This is a genomic window from Pedobacter suwonensis, assembly GCF_044762335.1.
In the GTDB taxonomy this organism is placed as follows: Bacteria; Bacteroidota; Bacteroidia; order Sphingobacteriales; family Sphingobacteriaceae; genus Pedobacter.
In genome coordinates, this window is sequence record NZ_JBIWEB010000020.1 from 1 (window position 1) to 16919 (window position 16919).

18 protein-coding genes are annotated in these 16919 nt (G+C 39.8%); 11 read left to right on the top strand and 7 right to left on the bottom strand.

Annotated elements, in window-relative coordinates:
* Window positions 1-461: 461 nt before the first annotated feature.
* The 3 genes from ACIQXP_RS21560 to ACIQXP_RS21570 all read right to left on the bottom strand — a co-directional run bounded on the left by ACIQXP_RS21560 (window position 462) and on the right by ACIQXP_RS21570 (window position 3077).
* Window positions 462-1076, bottom strand: a complete 615-nt coding sequence (locus ACIQXP_RS21560) for an FMN-binding negative transcriptional regulator (RefSeq protein WP_387507800.1) — start codon at window positions 1074-1076, stop codon at window positions 462-464.
* A 125-nt stretch (window positions 1077-1201) separates the two neighbouring features.
* The gene (locus ACIQXP_RS21565) at window positions 1202-2506 is read right to left on the bottom strand and encodes a carboxypeptidase-like regulatory domain-containing protein (RefSeq protein ID WP_387507797.1); all 1305 of its coding nucleotides are present in this window, start codon (window positions 2504-2506) and stop codon (window positions 1202-1204) included.
* Window positions 2499-3077: an RNA polymerase sigma factor gene (locus ACIQXP_RS21570; RefSeq protein WP_145857969.1), complete on the bottom strand. Its 579-nt coding sequence runs from the start codon at window positions 3075-3077 to the stop codon at window positions 2499-2501. The genes ACIQXP_RS21565 and ACIQXP_RS21570 overlap by 8 nt, the downstream gene beginning before the upstream one ends.
* Window positions 3078-3179: 102 nt before the next feature.
* Here ACIQXP_RS21570 and ACIQXP_RS21575 point away from each other — a divergent pair, with 102 nt between their 5' ends.
* The 10 genes from ACIQXP_RS21575 (at window position 3180) to ACIQXP_RS21620 (ending at window position 11654) form a co-directional block, all read left to right on the top strand.
* The gene (locus tag ACIQXP_RS21575; protein WP_387507793.1) at window positions 3180-5081 is read left to right on the top strand and encodes a vWA domain-containing protein; all 1902 of its coding nucleotides are present in this window, start codon (window positions 3180-3182) and stop codon (window positions 5079-5081) included.
* Window positions 5068-5829: a DUF4197 domain-containing protein gene (locus ACIQXP_RS21580; protein ID WP_293742392.1), complete on the top strand. Its 762-nt coding sequence runs from the start codon at window positions 5068-5070 to the stop codon at window positions 5827-5829. The genes ACIQXP_RS21575 and ACIQXP_RS21580 overlap by 14 nt, the downstream gene beginning before the upstream one ends.
* A gap of 610 nt (window positions 5830-6439) precedes the next feature.
* Complete coding sequence (locus ACIQXP_RS21585; protein ID WP_090983535.1) at window positions 6440-6991, top strand: RNA polymerase sigma factor; 552 nt, start codon at window positions 6440-6442, stop codon at window positions 6989-6991.
* Window positions 6992-7001: 10 nt separating this feature from the next.
* Window positions 7002-7352, top strand: coding sequence for an HMG-box domain-containing protein (locus ACIQXP_RS21590; RefSeq protein ID WP_293742391.1), 351 nt, complete (start codon window positions 7002-7004; stop codon window positions 7350-7352).
* A gap of 513 nt (window positions 7353-7865) precedes the next feature.
* Window positions 7866-8132 (top strand): hypothetical protein, encoded by a 267-nt coding sequence (locus ACIQXP_RS21595; RefSeq protein WP_293742390.1) that lies wholly within the window; start codon window positions 7866-7868, stop codon window positions 8130-8132.
* Between the two features lie 5 nt (window positions 8133-8137).
* On the top strand, window positions 8138-8368 hold the full coding sequence (locus ACIQXP_RS21600; RefSeq protein ID WP_293742389.1) for a hypothetical protein: 231 nt from the start codon (window positions 8138-8140) through the stop codon (window positions 8366-8368).
* A 4-nt stretch (window positions 8369-8372) separates the two neighbouring features.
* Window positions 8373-8762 carry a glycosyltransferase gene (locus ACIQXP_RS21605; protein ID WP_293742388.1) on the top strand — a complete coding sequence of 130 codons (390 nt, stop codon included), beginning with the start codon at window positions 8373-8375 and terminating at the stop codon, window positions 8760-8762.
* Between the two features lie 53 nt (window positions 8763-8815).
* Window positions 8816-9268, top strand: coding sequence for an Hsp20/alpha crystallin family protein (locus ACIQXP_RS21610; RefSeq protein WP_293742387.1), 453 nt, complete (start codon window positions 8816-8818; stop codon window positions 9266-9268).
* A 184-nt stretch (window positions 9269-9452) separates the two neighbouring features.
* Window positions 9453-10673 carry a DEAD/DEAH box helicase gene (locus ACIQXP_RS21615; RefSeq protein WP_293742386.1) on the top strand — a complete coding sequence of 407 codons (1221 nt, stop codon included), beginning with the start codon at window positions 9453-9455 and terminating at the stop codon, window positions 10671-10673.
* Between the two features lie 69 nt (window positions 10674-10742).
* Window positions 10743-11654: an AEC family transporter gene (locus ACIQXP_RS21620; protein ID WP_293742385.1), complete on the top strand. Its 912-nt coding sequence runs from the start codon at window positions 10743-10745 to the stop codon at window positions 11652-11654.
* A gap of 248 nt (window positions 11655-11902) precedes the next feature.
* Here the strand turns inward: ACIQXP_RS21620 and ACIQXP_RS21625 are convergent, their stop codons facing one another.
* The gene (locus ACIQXP_RS21625; RefSeq protein ID WP_293742384.1) at window positions 11903-13096 is read right to left on the bottom strand and encodes a C1 family peptidase; all 1194 of its coding nucleotides are present in this window, start codon (window positions 13094-13096) and stop codon (window positions 11903-11905) included.
* Window positions 13097-13207: 111 nt separating this feature from the next.
* The gene (locus tag ACIQXP_RS21630) at window positions 13208-14635 is read right to left on the bottom strand and encodes an L-serine ammonia-lyase (RefSeq protein ID WP_293742383.1); all 1428 of its coding nucleotides are present in this window, start codon (window positions 14633-14635) and stop codon (window positions 13208-13210) included.
* A 112-nt stretch (window positions 14636-14747) separates the two neighbouring features.
* Between ACIQXP_RS21630 and ACIQXP_RS21635 the strand changes: the two genes are divergently transcribed.
* Window positions 14748-15239 carry an RDD family protein gene (locus ACIQXP_RS21635; protein WP_293742382.1) on the top strand — a complete coding sequence of 164 codons (492 nt, stop codon included), beginning with the start codon at window positions 14748-14750 and terminating at the stop codon, window positions 15237-15239.
* Here the strand turns inward: ACIQXP_RS21635 and ACIQXP_RS21640 are convergent.
* Together ACIQXP_RS21640 and ACIQXP_RS21645 are read right to left on the bottom strand one after the other, a co-directional pair.
* Window positions 15220-15879, bottom strand: a complete 660-nt coding sequence (locus ACIQXP_RS21640; protein WP_293742381.1) for an MgtC/SapB family protein — start codon at window positions 15877-15879, stop codon at window positions 15220-15222. The genes ACIQXP_RS21635 and ACIQXP_RS21640 overlap by 20 nt on opposite strands.
* A gap of 23 nt (window positions 15880-15902) precedes the next feature.
* The gene (locus ACIQXP_RS21645; RefSeq protein ID WP_293742380.1) at window positions 15903-16916 is read right to left on the bottom strand and encodes a PorP/SprF family type IX secretion system membrane protein; all 1014 of its coding nucleotides are present in this window, start codon (window positions 16914-16916) and stop codon (window positions 15903-15905) included.
* Between the last annotated feature and the right edge of the window lie 3 nt (window positions 16917-16919).

Sequence of the window (16919 nt, forward strand, 5' to 3'; positions counted from 1 at the left end):
TACAACCCTCGACAAAAAGTTCTTTATTGGCCTTGGACTAGATGGATTCGCTAATTATTACTATTGGAAAACGACACACCAAACGAAGTTATTCTAGCAAACCGCCGTATACCGATCGGTACGTACGGTGGTGTGAGAGGACAGATAGGGAAATAATCCCTATCTTCCTACTCGATATCTTTTTTACCGCAAAGAACGCTAAGTTTTCGCAAAGCGATGTTTTGTTTTACCACAGAGGGAATTGAGTTTGCAAGGAGCAACAGAGAGAAGGTCATCATGATCAGATAGCTATCAGATGTAGTCACAATCCCGAACTTTGGGGAGCGCGCTATAAGTAAAATACGCTGTGATAATCTGTGTTTTCGTGGCAAGTCTTCAACTCCGCTCAGACTGACTAAAAGCCACTCCGTATCCTCTGCATATTTTCTCTGCGCACGCTGTGGTAAAAAACAGGTGATGTTTTAGAAATTCCCCTTCATTTCCTTCGCTACTTCTTTTGCAACCGGATCTTCACTTTTTTCCAGGTTCGCTACAATACTTTCCTGATTTTTTGTGGAATGGTTCTGGCTCATTTTAAAAACATGGTCGAGATGCTTTACCGAAACCTCGAATCCTGTAATTGCTTTTAAATGCTTCTGGATATATGCTTCATCCATTTTATTAAATGCAGCAGGACTTGTTTCAGGGTGCTCATAATGATCCGTCAGTTCTTTGATCACCTGGTAAGTTTCTTCCGGATTCATCAGCCTGATTTTGCCTTTGGCCTGAACCGTTTTATAATTCCAGGTAGATACTGAAGCTGGTTTTTCGTAAACTGAAGCACTGATATAAGCATGCGCACCAGTAAAAACAGCCATTACGTTTGGATTTTGCTCAAAGGCCATACAATGATCGGTTTTCGTCATAATGTGGCCGATAAGTTTGATTGAGTCGCCATCGGTTATGGTTTGAACCGGTACCTGCGTAACAACCGGATACTCGCCATCAAAACCAATGAGTGTGATAAAGTTATTTTGTTGCATAAATTCAAGAATTTCATCTTGATTGCCTGCTTTAGAATATGCTGTTCTGTACATGAATGATGCTTTTTAATAAAGAAGCCATTGAGTTCTACACGTAAATTTGAAGAATTATAATAGTATTTGTACGCCTATCTCCTTAATCTCAGTGTATTTTTTGCGTACTTGGCGGCTGAAGGAACCTAAAATTTAACGCTGATCTCTACCGAATCCGTGCCTTTTTTAGGCAATACCCAATCCGGACCTTCCTGAATCAACCGTTTCGCTTCTGCATCAGCTTTTTTATTCAGCGATTTTATAACCGTGATATTGGTTGGCCGTCCGTTGCTTTTAACTTTGAAACTCAAAATCACAAATTGCTCCGGTCCTTTAGGATTATAAAGTTTATTGTTGTGTACTAAGTACTGGTTATAGTTAACGGTAGAAACCGGAATGGGCTTCGTAATTTCATCGGCCGATTTTCCATCCAGGTTTTGTTCTGCACGCAATGTAATTTTTGGCGCGGCAATGTTTTCTTTTTTACGCCCGTTCGAACCTGTAATCAACGCAATCTCATTCAATGATTTATCGCCACTCAATGCATTTCGGATCGCATTAGGATCCTGCAGACCAGCTACAGGTAATTCCTTAAAGCCGATAGCATTAATCAGTAAGTCCTTATCTTTAGCATTGCTGTCAGCAGGTAAATAAAAATAGCCTTTGGCATCAGTAGCCGTTACATTTTTAGAGCCGGCTAACTTTACCACTGCTCCCTGAACAGGCTGTCCGTCACTTTGGTTTACCACATTACCACTAAATGCAATTTTGTTCGAGCCTACTGCCGGTTCTGCTGCCAACGCAACCTCATTTAACATCACTCCGCCCGATTTGTAATCGTTAAGGCTTACACGGCTCATTGCTTTTGTGCGACTATTATCAGATGCGATTTTGGCCGCTTTTACTTCGGTAATTGGTGCTGCTGCAGTCTTCGAAACAATATTAGTTTTGGTGTTTTTTGCAAGATCTACTGTTTTTGAAGCTGTAATTGCTTTATCAATCAAAGCTCTTTGAGTAGCGATCCGGGTAATGGTCTCTGCTTTAGCTTTTGATTGGGCAGAAGCTATGCCCGTGGTACTATCTAAGTGAACCATTACCCCTTCCTTTTTATGTGAAGCGAGTTCTGCATTCCTGCGGTTGGTTTCGCGCATAAAGAATAAGATACTTACCGCAATAAAAGCTACAGTTGCAGTTGCGGCAATACTTAACCTCTGGGTAGTAACGCTCCAAAGCTTGCGCTTTACAGGCTTTTCTGATACGCGATCATAGAGTTGTTTTTGTAAAAGAGACAGCGTCTGTCTGCGTTTCGGCGATTGCTTTAGACCTTCCAACGCCTCGGCAACAAAAGGATCGTCCAGCGCCTGTTTTTCTACAAAATGCATAGCCTTGGCATCAAGTTTACCATCCAGGTAATCTTCCAGTACATCAATATCTAACCAATCGTTATTCACTACTGTTTTTCTCTATACAAATCTTTAAATTCCGCTTGCCATTTTGGATGTAACTCTTCACTTTAAGCATATCGTAACCCGTAATATCGGCTACTTCTTTATAGCATTTTTCTTGTAAATAAAATAAATCTACGCTTTTTCGCTGTTCTTCAGGCAAAGTTTCCATACACTTTTCCATAATGGTAAGCTGCGTTTCTTTTGTGTTGTCAATATCAAGATGCACAAAATCAGTATTTTCCACAAAAGTATCGTCTATGGAAACATTATTTTGCTTTGCCGATTTTCGTAAGGCCATTAAACAATGGTTGCGCGTTAAAACATGAAGCCAGCTCTTAAAGTTCTGTACTTCATGTACTTTTAACTTTGTTACCAGTTCTTCAAAAATCTGCATCACCGCATCCTTGCTTTGCTCTTCATCTTTAAAGTAGTTTAGGCAAACCCCGAACACCAAATGCATATACTTATTGTAAAGCGTACCCAACGCGTCCAAATTGCCCGTATTTTTATAATCGGCAATTAATTTAGCATCGTCGTGCTGGGCATTTCCAGCTGTGTTTTTTATAAACCTCAAAAATGGTCGCTATTTCGAATTATCTTCCAAGTATAAAAAATATTTCTGAGTATCGATATGGAAAACCCTGAAGAACTACATCATCCTTAAAAAATTAAGACTATGAAAAAGCTTCTATTCTCTCTTATTGCAATTTTTTTGCTGATGAGTTTTAAACAGTTTGATGGCCGAACGATTACCGGTGTAATTACTGATGCAACATCTATTTTACCGGGGGCATCAGTTACTACAAATTATAGTAAACAGGTGGTTGCCGCTGATTTGAAAGGCAGATACAGCATCCAGGTAACTGAGAAAGATACGGAGCTCAAGATCTTATACATTGGTTATAAGCCCCAAACCATAAAAATTGGAAAACGCAAAACGATAAACATCATAATGGTTGCAGATACGACTACTTTAAATGAGGTAGCGGTTGTTGGTTATGGAATGCAACCAAAAAGTATGACGACGTCATCTATTGCTGTGCTTTCCAATCGGTTTTTAGCCGGAAAAGTTGCGGGAGTAATGGTTTCGCATGGGAAAAAAGGTATGGCGTACAGAAGCGAAGAAAGTTATAAAGGTATTACTGAAAATACCTTCCATAAAGCAAAAAACGACCCATTGTCTACCTTTTCAATTGATGTTGACGCGGCATCGTATAGCAATGTAAGGCGGTTCATCAACGGAGGTAGCCTGCCCGAAACGGATGCGGTTAGGATTGAGGAAATGATCAACTATTTTGATTACGACTATGAGCTACCAAAAGGCAAAGATCCTGTTCATATCATCACCGAAATGGCCCCTGCGCCCTGGAACAACACCCATAAACTGGTGCAAATTGGTTTACAGGCTAAAACTGTTGCGACTGAAAAGTTACCGGCATCCAATTTAGTTTTTCTGATTGATGTTTCCGGTTCAATGAATGCGGCTAATAAACTGCCCTTATTGGTTTCCTCATTCAAATTACTAACAAATCAGCTTAGAGAAAAAGATAAAGTTGCAATTGTGGTTTATGCCGGAAATTCTGGCGTGGTTTTACCTGCAACACATGGAAATGAAAAAATCAGGATTAAAGATGCCCTTGATAAATTAAGCGCCGGCGGTTCTACCGCCGGTGGACAGGGCATTGAGCTTGCCTACAAAATTGCTTCAGAAAACTTTATTAAAGGGGGAAACAACCGGGTAATTTTAGCTACCGATGGTGACTTTAATGTTGGGGCAAGCAGTGATTCGGATATGGAAAAACTGATTGAAAGCAAGAGAAAAAGTGGTGTATTTTTAACCGTTTTGGGTTACGGTATGGGTAACTATAAGGATAGTAAAATGGAAATACTTGCCGATAAAGGAAACGGTAATTACGCCTACATTGATAATTTAACTGAAGCACGAAAAGTATTGGTAAATGAGTTTGGCGGAACCTTATTTACAGTAGCCAAAGATGTTAAATTACAAATTGAATTTAATCCGGCTGAGGTTCAGGCTTACCGTTTAATTGGATATGAAAACAGGCTCCTTGCTAAAGAAGATTTTAATAACGATGAAAAGGACGCCGGCGAAATAGGCTCAGGCCATAGTGTTACTGCACTCTACGAAATTATTCCGACAGGAGTTAAAGACAGCTTTACAACAAGTGTAGACGATTTGAAATATCAAAAAATAATGCCGTCAAACACCCGCAACTCAAATGAACTGCTTACCATTAAACTTCGTTATAAAGAACCTTCTGGTGGTAGAAGTAGGTTATTGATGAAAGCAGTAACCACCAATACATCAGGCATTGATTCAACAAGCGATAATTTCAGGTTTGCTGCTGCAGTTGCCGAATTTGGTATGATTTTAAAAGGTTCAGCATTCAAACAAAAGGCTAGTTTTGAGCAGGTAATCGCTTTGGCAGAAACAGCAAAAGGTAAAGACAAAGAGGGGTATCGCTCAGAATTTTTAAGCATAGTAAAATCTGCGAAATTAATGGCCAAAGATTTGCTAAGCATAAAAGATAAACTCATCATGAATGAAAAAAATTAATGTTGTATCTGCAGCCCTGGTATTAATATTATTAACAAGCCTAAATGCTGGCGCACAGATTAAACTGAGCGATATATTTAAAAAGGTTACCGGGAAGCAAGGTACCACAACAGCCGCTACCGGAACACCATCCACTTTCGAAATCGGACAGGGAATTAAAGAAGCGCTACAGATCGGTGTTTCTGCCGGTGCAGACAGGCTTTCGGTTAAAGATGGCTTTTTAGGCAATCTGGCCGTTAAAATACTGATGCCTCCTGAAGCGCAAAAGGTTGAAAGAACATTGCGTAGCATAGGTTTGAACAAACTGTGTGATAATGTAATTGTAAGTTTAAACCGTGCTGCTGAAGATGCCGCTACCGAAGCAAAACCTATTTTTATATCGGCCATTAAACAGATGACCTTAACCGATGCAACAAATATTCTTTTGGGTAGCAAAGATGCAGCCACCGAATATTTTAAAAGGGTAACTACTACTCAATTAATGCAGAAGTTTAGCCCGATTGTAGCGGCTAGCTTGAATAAAGTAAATGCCACTAAATATTATAGTGATTTAACAACGCAATACAATCGCTTGCCCTTAGTAAAGCCGGTTAATACTAACTTAACCGAATATGTTACGCAGAAAGCGATTGATGGCTTGTTTATTGAAATAGCCAAGGAAGAGTTGAAAATCAGAAGTAACCTGAGTTCAAGAAGCACCACATTGCTCCAAAAGGTATTTGGATACGCAGACAGGAAAAAGAATTAGTTTAGTGTATTTTCATGAGGACACAAGCCCTGGCGGATAGTTCGCTATGTTAGGTTTAAGGTCTAAGCGAGATGTTAAGACCAGATCGGAGTAGGAGAGACTTACGAAATCTTAGTGTTGCCACATGTGTCGGAAACCTTCTTAAGGCTGCATAGAAATTGATGGTTAGTTTTTTTGGAGCGCAATGCCAGTACAAGAAAATAAGTTGGTTCCCGTGTTCCGCTTATACACTTCAGACTCCGTTCCTGCGTCTTTCAGGGTACCGCTTCACCCAGGGCTAAGTGGCAAAAATAACATTTCATTTCAGCGGTAAAATGTTCACTAGCTTTGTGCCTAAACCCGATCCGACAGCTATCTGATGTAATGAAAAGCCCGTAAACGAGGAACGAGTGCGGACTTGAAATGAAAAGCGGGGCTGCCGGCAGTCAAGAGCTTTCTCTGTTTCTTTTCAAAAAAAGATATCACTTATTTTCTGTACCCGCAGTTTTTTAGCCTGTTGATTTTGCGCGACGCATTTCCAATACTACACTTAAACGGTTGCACAAAAAATTAAAGAAATTTAAAGTAATATTGAGTTTCATCCGTTTACTGGGTTATCAAGCGAAATTTAGTGCCAACAAACGAACCTCAAAATATCATTTCAACGGTTGCCAATTATGGTAAGCGCTTATTTAGTTTCATCCGCGGCCGGGTGAATACGGATGAGGATGCGGAAGATATTTTACAGGATGTTTGGTTTCAACTCAGCAATCAGCCAGAAGCTGGGGCCATTGAGCAGATTAGCGGTTGGCTGTATCGGGTAGCGAGAAATAAGATTACCGATAAATACCGCAAGCAAAAGGAAGAATCGTTGGAAGACTTCAGCTTTGAAGGCGAAGATGGAGAAATTAATTTTAAAGAAATTTTACTGGCGGAGGCTTACTCGCCGGAGGAAGAAAGTTTAAAGAAGCTGTTCTGGGACCAATTGTTTTTGGCTCTGCAGGAATTACCTGAAAATCAGCGCTATGTATTTGTTCAGAATGAATTGGAGGAACGTACTTTTCAGGAACTGGCCGATGAAAGCGGCGAAAACATCAAAACATTAATATCAAGAAAAGGTTATGCGGTAAAACACCTGCGTAACCGTTTACAAAATTTATATCAGGAGTTTATTAACTATTAAATTTACAGACATGATGAATAGAAATTTTAATCGTGGTAAGAAATTCATGTTCTTTTTCCCTGTAGCGGTGCTTATTGCAGCTATTCTGGGTTATGTAGTTATGTATTTGTGGAACTCGATTTTGCCGGAAGTTGCCCACACGGGGCGATTGAGTTATTGGCAGGCCCTCGGTTTGCTTGTGCTTTGTAGAATACTGTTCGGAAATTTTAATAAAGGAGGACACCGGGGAGGCGGCTTCCGTGAGCGTGCGCAAAAGATGCGTGCTAAATGGGATTCAATGAACGAAGAGGAACGGGCAAAATTTAAAGATGAGTATAAGCGGAGATGTGGCGGATGGGGCCACTACCGCAATAAAGAATAGTTTGAAAGCCTCGAAATAAATTCGGGGCTTTTTGTTTTATCTATTTCTCCGTTATTTTGAACATCTGGAAAGCCTTTCCGTGAACCGTCCTCGACCGCAGAAACGCGGAGTATATAGATCTATCAAGACAGATTTCTCGCCCGAACGTTCGGGACTGCGCTTCAGTCGAAATGAAGGCGATTTTTTTAACCGTCATACTAATAACGACTTTCTACTTACTCTATTTGTTGGTGTCTTTCCGACCAACGAGTTAATCTACTAAAAAGATCCTTCATCGCATTCCGGATGATAAAATACCTAATAAAAAATCAAAATAATTTAAAGTAAAAACAAAGCTGCTCCGTCTTCCTAAATAATTAACCAAAACAACAGTATTTGTATATCAAATCGCTTAACGCGAATCGGTTACAACGTTTGATAATTATAATAAAATGAAACCATCATGATTTTCAAAAGCCAAAATAACCAGAAAAATCATGATAGCTTGATCACAAATAAAAACATATACAACAGATGAAAAAAATAATAAAAACGATAGGATTCGGGATAGTACTTGGAGCGGTTGCTTTCTTCACCCCATTGGTGTTTAAATTTATATTGGCCATTATGCTGATCGGTTTAATGTTCAGGACATTTACCAGTAGAAGACGTCATTATTTCCACAGCCGATATAACGGTTTCGAGAATCATTACAGTCCGATTGTGCCAATCGATAACCAATGGTACAGGCCAAATGTACAAGGTAACGGAATAGTTAACCACATTAATATAAATGATTAACCGCCATGAGAACATTTAGAATATTACTGGCATTGGCTGTTGCCGCAGGAACTTTTTACAGCTTAAATGCACTGGCTGTTCAATATGGATACCGAGATCGGTTAGATTTTAAAAACAGGCATTACCATGGGGATTGTAATCACGGGCAACACAGCAAGCGTAGCTTCAGCCATCATCGCATGCCAATGGCCGATACCATCGTCCAGACAGATAGTACAAATAATTTAGATAGATAAGCTGATGTCAAAAATACTTTTTTTAAGCGATCCATCTCAAGCCGATGTTAATCCGATTTTGGGTATGGCAAATGAAATGATTACTAAGGGAGAGCAAGTCACTTTCTTCAGTTCAGATGAATTTAAGGAGCCTATAGAACAAATCGGCGCAGACTTTAAGGCTTATAATCAGGAGTTGAATATTTTTCGGGCAAGCAGGGCTCTTAATGAAGAAAATCCTAAATCAGGATTGATCAGTGCATTGCTGGAACCGATGAAATTTATCGATGACATTTTGGTTCAGTTAAGGGGCTTGAAATTTGATTATGCCGTTTTCTCACCCTCTTATCCATATGCAAATATCATTACACGGTTGTTGGATATCCCGAAAACAGAACAGATAGCCTGCCATTAATATTGGCTCAGGCCGACGAATTAACAGAATAATAAACAATTAACATAAATAAAATGTACAACGAACATAGATGCCATTCAGACAAGATGCATGGCCGTTTTGCCCGGGGAGCTAACAGGTTTAGCGGACACTCTGGCGGTCCATTTGGTCAACACAAACATAGCATGTTTAATCAGGGCTTTAGAAAGGTACCTGCCAATATAGAAGAAACCGAAAGTAGCTTTATTATTGAGCTTTTTGCGCCTGCTTTGGTAAAAGAAAACTTAAAGGTAGTAACCAAGGATGACATATTGACCATTTCTTACCAACCTAAAGAAGATGCCGATTCCAGTAAAAAGTATAATCGTAGAGAATATAGCAACGGCACTTTCGAAAGGGCTTTCAGCTTAAACGGAAAAGTTTTGGTCGAAAATATCTCGGCCAGTTACACTGATGGAATTTTAAAGGTTACCCTACCTAAAAACCCCGAAACGAATACACCGGAGAAAGATATTCTGGTAGACTAAGTTTCGTCTATTATAATTTCAGGCCCCGATTGTTTAGCACAATTGGGGCTATTTTGTTTGCTGAAACGGAGATAAGAAATTACCAGATCATGCCTGGTTGTAATTAAGAAGGCAGAAATTAAATGTAGGTTTGTTATTGGCGGTATTTTAAGGTACTTTTGCTAAAAGACATAAACACAATAGATTGAATTTTAACGACTTTAATTTCAACCCCGATTTATACGAAGGCTTAATGGCCATGGGGTATAAAAGCGCGACTCCAATACAAGAACAGGCCATTCCGGTAATTTTAGATCATCATGATCTGATTGCCTGCGCGCAAACGGGTACAGGAAAAACGGCCAGCTACCTCTTGCCCGTAATGGATAAAATCAGTAAAGCTGCTGTTAGACACAACAATACCTTAATTTTGGCGCCAACCAGAGAACTTGCGCAACAAATTGATTTACAGGTAGAAGCCTTAGCTTATTTTACCAATATCAGTTCATTGGCGGTTTACGGTGGGGGAGATGGTATTGCTTACGAACAGCAAAAACGCTCGATGCGCGAAGGTGTAGATATTATTATTGCCACTCCGGGGAGGTTAATGGCACATCTATCTTCAGGTGTATTAAAACTGGAACATTTACAGCATTTGATTTTGGATGAAGCAGATAGGATGTTGGATATGGGCTTTTACGATGATATTATCCGCATCATTAGCTATCTGCCGAAGAAAAGGCAAACGCTTTTGTTCTCCGCTACAATGGCACCGAAGATAAGGACCATGGCAGGTAAGATATTGCACGAACCGAAACAGATTACCATTTCAATTGCTAAACCGGCTGAAGGGATTGATCAACAGGCCTATAACATTCATGATCAGCAAAAACAGGCTTTATTAACGGAAATTTTCAAAAGCGACCAATACAAGAGTAGTATTATTTTTGCCTCCACAAAAGAAAAGGTAAAGGCATTGTATAAAGCTTTTAAGGGTTTAGGCATTAAGGCTGAAGCTTTTCACTCCGATTTGGGGCAAAAAGAACGCGAAGATATTCTCTTGGCCTTTAAAAACCGTAGATTGCCTATTTTGATCGGAACGGATGTATTGTCGCGCGGTATTGATGTAGAGGGAATCGATCTGGTGATCAATTATGATGTTCCTGGAGACCCTGCAGATTACGTACACCGTATAGGCCGTACCGCAAGAGCGGCAACAAAAGGTACAGCCATTACGTTGGTTAACGGAAGGGATAAGCGCAAGTTTGATAATATTGAACAGTTAATTGAGAAAGCGGTTCCGCGTATGCCACTGCCAGAAAGTATAGCTGCAATAGAAATTACACATGTAGAGGAAAAAAAGGCGCCGCATAAAGGAAAGAAAAAGGTTTGGCACAAAAAGAAAAAGCCGAAACCCTCAGTTTAAAGTATCTAAAACGCCATAAGACTGTTCTTATTGGCGTTTTTCTTTTATAGATTATTTTTGCGCTATTAAATGGCAAATTTTATTCTCATCGGTTTATGCATTTTGGCGGGCATTCTTTTCAGAAAAAGTAAATCGTTGCCCAAAGATGCACACAAAGGCATCAATGCCTGGATTATTTACGTTGCGCTGCCAGCAGTTTCATTTAAATACCTGCCACACATTGCCTGGACCAAAGACCTGCTTTTTCCAGCTTTGGCTCCTGTTTGTATCTGGCTATTTGGATGGTTATTCATCACCGTTTACAGCCACATCCGGAATATCAGCAAAGCAAGCTCCGGAGGTTTAAAATTAACCAGTTCTTTAAGCAATACTTCATTTGTGGGTTTCCCTTTAATTGTAGCCTATTTTAGTGAAAAGGAATTGGGTATCGCCATTATCTGCGATCAGGTTACTTTTACGCTGCTATCTACCATCGGCATTATTGTGGCCATCCGGTCGTCACAAAATCAAGAATTAAGCGCAAAAATGGTGTTGAAAAAGGTATTAACCTTTCCGCCGCTTATTGGCTGTGTGCTGGCGCTAACGCTGCCGGGTTTCATAGATATTACGTCACTAGATCCATTATTCGAAAAGCTAGCAGCTACAGTTGGCCCACTGGCTTTATTTTCAATAGGTTTACAGTTAAAGTTTGGAGGTTGGTTTAGTGAATGGAAACATATTAGTTTTGCTTTATTATATAAACTGATTTTAGCCCCTTTGGTGGTGATGCTGGTTGCAATAATTTTAGGAATGAGTGGCACCATTACAAGAATAACCATTTTCGAGATGGCCATGCCTACTTTATTAACGGCAGGCGTAGTAGCCGATCAGTACAATCTTAATCCAAAACTTTCCAATTTGGTGGTGGGGATCGGGATATTGCTCTCGTTTATTACCACGGGTTTATGGTGGCTGGTGCTGAATTATTCAGGGGTAGTTTAATATTTACTTTTTTACCACAGAGGCTGAAGAGAAAAGGCACGAAGATCACAGAGGTTTATATATTTTAACCACAGATAGAAAGGATGGACACAGATAGAAACTCTAATTTATTATAGACGTCAAAGTGAGAGAAGTAGGCTACTTCACAGGGTTTCTCAGTGTTCCTCTGTGTAAAACTCGGTGAACTCTGTGGTTAACAAAAAAGCCGCAAAATTTCTTCTGCGGCTCCTTAAATGATTTTGATTGAATTACAAAGCTAATTTCTTGGCAATTGCAGATGGCATACCTGCTTTGTTTAATAAAATTGCTGTTGTTTTATATTTCACATAGTTTTTAGTTACGTATAAATATCCTTTGTAATCGTTGCTGGCACCCCAGGAGTTTTTAACGATATAATATTCTTTTCCGGTCTGATCTTTAGCTAAACCAACAATGTGCATACCATGATCATCAGTTGTTTGATAGTTATCGAAAGCAAGCTGACGGTTTTCCTGCGTAATTTCCATCTCCGGTTGCGGACCATTAAACATTTCTGCTTTTTGTTTTGCAGTCATTTCAGCGAAAGGCGTTTGCGGTACAAAGGCTACACCATTTTTCCAGCTGAAGTTTTTTTCGCTAACATCTGTAGCCCAGGCTACTGTATAACCACCTTTCAAAGCGTTATCAATAATGTCTGTTAGTTCATTCACTTTTACATTATAAACCTGATCGAAAGACCAGTTATCAGGCACCAATAGGGTAAATTTGCTATAAAAAGGATGGTCATTGAACGATGAAAGTTCTACATAGTTATCTGGATTTAAGCCCACCACTTCCTGAGCGAAAGTTTTTGGGGTGTACTTTTTGCCATTATAAGTAAAGTTTTCTGGCACAGTGCCTAAATAAGCATCAATTACACCTGTATAAGCCTTTAACCAGTTTGGTGTCAATTCTCCGTTTGCATTTTTTACGACAGCTTCTAAAACGCCTTTTTCAATATCGCCAAGTTCTGCAGTTTTATTGATTTTAGTACCATAGTTTAACCCGGTGTATACTTCTTGTGGAACTGCACCATATTTTCTGTACATGTTGATTACATCGTGCAAAGCACCGCCATCTCCTAATGAAACCGCACCATGCATGCGCACGTAATTTTTACCTTTTTCTACATAAGCATTACGGGCCGAAAAAAGCGGAGATAGGGTTACAGGCTGCTTGCCCGCTTTGATCATTTCTGATTCTAAAAATGAGTTGGTAGAATAGCTCCAGCACGTACCTGAAGACCCCTGATTTTGAACCGGGGTATTGGCCAGGTTAATAACTTCTGTAAATTTAAAAGAAGCTGCACTGTTTTCACTTTGGTTGTTTTTTAACGAATTAACGAGATTGTCTTGCGCATAAGTCGCCGATATAGATAACGACAAAGCCAAACCAATCACACTGATTTTGGTGTAGTTGATCATTTTTTATGAATAATTAATAATTGAGCGAATGTAAAAATACTTGTCGATTTAGTACCAAGAGTTTTTGTAATAAATCAATAACATCGGTCATTTTATTGCAACAATGTTGAATTAACATTCTGGTAAACTGATTGGGATGTTCGTTGCTAACCCGCCATCAGAGGTTTCTTTGTATTTCGCATTCATATCTAAAGCCGTTTCCCACATGGTGTTTACTACGGCATCTAAACTTACCTTTGCCTTGTCAGGATTACTTTGTAGTGCCAATTGGCTGGCGGTAATTGCTTTAATGGCTCCCATTGTATTTCTTTCGATGCAAGGAATCTGTACCAGACCTCCAATCGGATCGCAGGTTAAGCCCAGGTGATGTTCCATAGCAATTTCTGCGGCCATTAAGACCTGACGTTGCGAACCACCTAAACACTCGGTTAGGGCTGCCGCAGCCATGGCGGAAGAAACGCCGATTTCGGCCTGACATCCACCCATAGCGGCTGAAATTGTTGCCCCTTTTTTAAAAATACTACCAATTTCTGAAGCACAGGCAACAAACTGGATGATTTTTTCTTCGCTATAACCATCACAAAAGGTGATAAAATATTGTAATACTGCAGGGATTACACCTGCGGCACCATTTGTAGGTGCAGTTACCACACGGCCAAACGAAGCATTTTCTTCATTAACGGCTAATGCAAAACAGCTTACCCAATCTAAAATATAATTAAAGCCGTTTCCGCCTTTTCTGATGGCTGTTACCCAGCCAGTATAATCTGAATATTCATTTTTGCCAATTAATCGCTTATTTAGTGGAAATGCCCGTCTGGCTACATTTAAACCTCCCGGTAAAAATCCTGTGGTATGGCATCCACGATAAATACAGTCGCGCATTACGGCAAAGTGCTGTAAAATGCCTTTTTTTGTCTCCGCTTCGGTACGCCAGGCCAGTTCGTTTTCCATCACAATTTCGCTCACCTTTAAACCGGTAGATAAACACCAATGTAAAAGATCTTTTGCTTTATCTACAGGAAAGGGAAGGTCTACCTGAACTTTTTTGCTATTGTCTTCGCCTTCTTTTACCACAAAGCCGCCGCCTATGGAGTAATAAGTTTCTGAAAAGGCTTTTCCATCTTTTAAAAATGCCTGAAAAGTTACCGCATTAGGATGGAAGGGTAAACTTTCGGCAAAAAGGAAAAGCAGATCTTGATCGTAATCAAAATCAATAATTAATTGATCAGCAAGATTTAATTTTTTATCTCTTTGGATACTTTCGAAGGTAGGGGTAACCGCATCTACATCAAACGTAACCGGATCGGCGCCTGTTAAACCCAATAGAATGGCCACATCAGTTCCATGGCCTTTACCCGTTTTTGCAAGAGAGCCATATAGCAATATCTTGATACCTTTAACCTTGTTAATCAGGTTTTGCTGTGTAAGGGAAGCTGTAAACTGCTGGGCAGCCCGCCACGGACCTAAAGTATGTGAACTGGATGGTCCGATACCAATTTTAAAAATATCGAAAACCGAGATTTGTTCCTTAATCATGATGAAAGTTAGTTATACAAAGCTATGATTGTTTTATGATTTCGGCTAAATTTATTTTGACTGAATACCGAAATATTTTACTTTAGAACAATCTAATCCAAACGCTTCAAAAATGGACTTAAACAATCATTATCAAGAAATTGATTTAAGCTACTGCCGTGCCAGCTCGGGCAAAAGACTTGCAAATTATATCATCGATTTAATTGTTTTTTACGTCATTCTTTTTGGCGTTTACATCTGTATCGGCATTTTATTTTCTGGAATTTTAGACGGAATCAATGATCTTATAAACAGGTTGGTTGTGATGGTTGTTTATGGCTTTTTCATGTGTTTAATAGAAGCTGTTTCACGTGGAAAATCAATCGGAAAGCTGATCACCGGAACTAAAGCTGTAAACCTGGATGGTAGTGAGATCAATTTCGCAAAAGCATTTACTCGGAATATGATCCGTGTAATTCCTTTTAATGCCATTAGCGGCCTCAGCAGTCCTTGTGATCCATGGCACGATCGCTTGTCGGACACGATGGTGGTTGACGAGAAAAAACTGTCCTTACAAACGCAAAGGGTTGATCTGTTTGATTCGGTTAAAAATCAAACTCAATAATATCATCGTCTTTTAACATCCGCTCTACGAATTTCTGGTGGTTTTGCGGTGTGCCGGTAGCCGTCCAGTTTCCGGTAATGATGTTATTGACCAACTGATGCTTGCCACGCTGGGGTTTCAGTTTACTCTCCTTAAAAACTTCTTCGTAACTCTCTAAATCGCTGTTTGTATGCTGTTTTTTAACGATGCGGTAGATGCGTTTGGTAAAGCGCCGGTCTCCTATTTCTTCTAAAAAAGGGAAGATAATCAAAGCCAGCATTACCACACCGGTCACACCGATCGCCTGTTCGTAATAACCAGAACCTACCGCCATGCCAATGGCCGCCACAATCCAGATGATACAAGCCGTAGTTAATCCTTTCACGCGGTTTTCTTCCTTAAAAATTACCCCAGCACCGAGAAAGCCAATGCCTGTAACAATATTTGAAGCAATCCTATCCTGGCTGGTAGGGCCTATTTTGATGGATAAAATAGTAAACAGGGTGGCGCCTAAACCAATCATCATCATGGTTTTTAATCCGGCAGATTTACTTCTATATTCGCGTTCTGCTCCAATTATACCGCAAAGTAGAGTTGCCAATAAAAATTTATTGATTTCACTTTGGGTAATGAAATGGTTTTGATCTATAATTTCATTCATCGCCTTTTGTTATCAACGGCAAATTAATAAAAATCATAACATCTCAGTCCGTTTGCGCGGCCACCGTTTGAACTATTTGGAAAATATTTTTCGTAACCTACACCAATTTCGGATGTTCCTCCTGTATTGCTATAATTAATTTTTGAAGTTGTAGCATCGTGACTGATGCCTAGCCTGAATTTTTCACCATTGGTTCTGCGGTTAAAAATATCGAAGATTACCGAAAATACAATTGCATCATTTCCGTTCGAACTGCCATCATTGCGGTACCAGATGCCTGCATTTATACTTGCATACTTATATTGCATGCCCGCGCTAAACGATTTAATGTTACCTTGTTTATAAGCAATAATGGATGGGATAAGGTAATTTCCATCCCGGTCGTACTCATCCGGCACCAAGGTTAATTTGTAACTTAAATTACTCGATATGCGCATGGGTAACTTAGCCTGAAAACCAGATAAAGATTCATCCGGACGATTAAGGTGATGCATGGCTAATCCCATCATGAATTTTCCGACCACGAGATTGGCGCCCGCATTTGAATCGAAATAATATCGGCTATCTACACTTGGCCTTTCTGCACCCGAAATACTGCCCGGAATATAGCCAATGACATCGATCTGATCGCCAAATACGAGTTTATCCCAATTTAGCTTTTGGTTGGTAATGCCTGCCTGTAATCCAAATGATAGGGCAAAATCGTCTCCTCCGATGATATAGGAATAGCTTAAGGCAATGTTGTTCTTCACCAGGTAGGCGGTTCCTTCGCTGCTGCGGTTAAAAATAATTCCAACGCCACTGTTTAGGCTGCTCAGGTTAAGATCTCCGGAAGCAGACATGTACGAATAATCACTGGCCAAGCCTGTCCATTGGTTACGGTAAAGCGCATTAAACCTGATGTCGCCTTCAAACTGCCCTGTAAGTGCCGGATTTAAGTAAATTGGCGCATTATAAAACTGAGAGTAAATATGGTCTTGTGCCCATGAAACAATTGGCAGTAACCAAAATAAAATTATGATTATCCTTCTCCTCATTAT

Coding starts and splice junctions, on each gene's coding strand:
- ACIQXP_RS21560 (WP_387507800.1), bottom strand. CDS start 1,076: ATGTACAGAACAGCATATTCTAAAGCAGGCAATCAAGATGAAATTCTT.
- ACIQXP_RS21575 (WP_387507793.1), top strand. CDS start 3,180: ATGAAAAAGCTTCTATTCTCTCTTATTGCAATTTTTTTGCTGATGAGT.
- ACIQXP_RS21580 (WP_293742392.1), top strand. CDS start 5,068: ATGAAAAAAATTAATGTTGTATCTGCAGCCCTGGTATTAATATTATTA.
- ACIQXP_RS21590 (WP_293742391.1), top strand. CDS start 7,002: ATGATGAATAGAAATTTTAATCGTGGTAAGAAATTCATGTTCTTTTTC.
- ACIQXP_RS21595 (WP_293742390.1), top strand. CDS start 7,866: ATGAAAAAAATAATAAAAACGATAGGATTCGGGATAGTACTTGGAGCG.
- ACIQXP_RS21600 (WP_293742389.1), top strand. CDS start 8,138: ATGAGAACATTTAGAATATTACTGGCATTGGCTGTTGCCGCAGGAACT.
- ACIQXP_RS21605 (WP_293742388.1), top strand. CDS start 8,373: ATGTCAAAAATACTTTTTTTAAGCGATCCATCTCAAGCCGATGTTAAT.
- ACIQXP_RS21610 (WP_293742387.1), top strand. CDS start 8,816: ATGTACAACGAACATAGATGCCATTCAGACAAGATGCATGGCCGTTTT.
- ACIQXP_RS21620 (WP_293742385.1), top strand. CDS start 10,743: ATGGCAAATTTTATTCTCATCGGTTTATGCATTTTGGCGGGCATTCTT.
- ACIQXP_RS21625 (WP_293742384.1), bottom strand. CDS start 13,096: ATGATCAACTACACCAAAATCAGTGTGATTGGTTTGGCTTTGTCGTTA.
- ACIQXP_RS21630 (WP_293742383.1), bottom strand. CDS start 14,635: ATGATTAAGGAACAAATCTCGGTTTTCGATATTTTTAAAATTGGTATC.
- ACIQXP_RS21635 (WP_293742382.1), top strand. CDS start 14,748: ATGGACTTAAACAATCATTATCAAGAAATTGATTTAAGCTACTGCCGT.
- ACIQXP_RS21640 (WP_293742381.1), bottom strand. CDS start 15,879: ATGAATGAAATTATAGATCAAAACCATTTCATTACCCAAAGTGAAATC.
- ACIQXP_RS21645 (WP_293742380.1), bottom strand. CDS start 16,916: ATGAGGAGAAGGATAATCATAATTTTATTTTGGTTACTGCCAATTGTT.